This window comes from Desulfobacterium sp. N47 (assembly GCF_051233685.1).
Lineage (GTDB): Bacteria > Desulfobacterota > Desulfobacteria > Desulfobacterales > RPRI01 > RPRI01.
In genome coordinates this window covers 1-1,571 of sequence record NZ_JBAMMY010000214.1, presented here as the reverse complement: position 1 = coordinate 1,571, position 1,571 = coordinate 1, and the positions used below count along the sequence as shown (strand labels likewise).

Here is a 1,571-nt window from a genome sequence, read left to right as displayed (position 1 = left end):
GTGGTCAGGAATTGCTTGCAGAGGTGCTTTCAATACTTGATGCTTGCATTTACTAAAGGGCCAACAAATCAATTAACCCAACGCCGAGTAAGTTACGTTTTTTATCCTTGGCCGGCGGCGGCGTGGGTTATTTCCGTCGTTATGTTTTAAACTAGAGGAAATGAAGCCATGGGTAAGGTAATAAAATTTCAAAGAAGCGAAACAAAATTGGAATCTCTTTTAAGCGAAAGAATCGAATCGGGCATTAACAATTTGCCAAAGAATCTCGCAAATTGCTTAAGAAATTCCTTCTCGGAAATTTCATCCTTTTCAATTGTGAAGCAAAGATCATTTGATCTTGTAGTATCTGATAATTTGCCAGAGGAGGAATACTCTAGGATTAAAGAAGGAGTCCAAGAAATTATTCAAACTTATGAAAACGAAATTCTACCCGTATTGAAAAGACTCGCTGAAAAAGAAGCCGAGCTTTGTATGCTCAAATATGGAAGTAATCAGTGAGATACAGTCTCTTCCGGCAGACCGCAAAATGTCGCGGCTGTTGAAGAGTGTACGTTATGTGCGAAACAAGCGCCTCTCCTTTGAAGACTGATTGAAAAGGGACGGAGTATAGACGTCAGCTATAATTAGACAAAGTTGTGAGCCAGAATAAACCCGCGCAGAAAAAACAATATATAGCAGCACCCGAAGCCAAGAAAAGAGTGCTAAGATGGGCTGTTGGCAGCCCAAATGAACTTCGTAGTGCTACTTGGCGGTTTTGGTGTCAAAAGAACGGTGACTTTTATCTATCAATGCAAGCCGCTGGGGGAATCGTAAAGGCAAGCTTTCATTCCGACGGAAATTGTCAAATCGGACATACATCCGAGTATTGGAAACAAAGAATGATGGAAAATGCAGGCAGGCACTGGAATAAGTGGAAATTACCGAATGAAGAATTGGCAAGAGCAACGCAAATATTAGTCCCAAGTACTGAGCTGCGACGCTTCGAGGAGAAGCTACCAGAACAGATGGTCTGGATACCTTCGCCATCTTCAAACTCAATGAATGTTATCAGTATATTTATATGTACAAACTATGTAGAGGAATTATGGCCAGCCGCGCCTGAAGGTGCTCTGCCCATCGGCACAATGAACGCTGGCGGGCGCACCGCGTGGGTAGTATACAAAGAGCAAGCAGTTCCCGAAAAGTTAGCTGAGCTTACAACGAAAGGGCGAGATCTTGTTGCAAATTTACCCGGCGCAGAGGAAGTACTCAAAACATCTGAACCAAGAGGGTGTATTTGTGCACAGAATAACGGAGATGGGGGCCAATTTCTATTAGAGGTAGCATCGCCTCAGTAGAGATTAGTCGGTTTTCTCTTATGAATCCGAGTGCAGCACATAACGAGGCGGTCCAGCGGATCGCCGGGTACCCCGGCTCCCGCTGACCTTTTTGTTATAAAACAAAAAATACATAATAAAGGAAAACCAAAATGTTCAAAACGTCTATATGCCCTCATTGTCATAAGATATTAAGCGTAAGTCTTGACCCACTTGCGCTGAAGGCGGATATCGTTTCAGAATTTTTGAAGACCC

Annotated in this window: 2 protein-coding genes; both read left to right on the top strand. The window is 43.2% G+C overall.

Going from position 1 to position 1,571, the window contains the following annotated elements; translation table 11 throughout:
* Positions 1-168 precede the first annotated feature (168 nt).
* Entirely contained in the window at positions 169-498 is a 330-nt protein-coding gene (locus VXK47_RS14065) for a hypothetical protein (RefSeq protein WP_435549419.1), read from the top strand.
* A 290-nt stretch (positions 499-788) separates the two neighbouring features.
* The gene (locus VXK47_RS14060) at positions 789-1,337 is read left to right on the top strand and encodes a hypothetical protein (RefSeq protein ID WP_435549418.1); all 549 of its coding nucleotides are present in this window, start codon (positions 789-791) and stop codon (positions 1,335-1,337) included.
* The last annotated feature ends 234 nt before the right edge of the window (positions 1,338-1,571 follow it).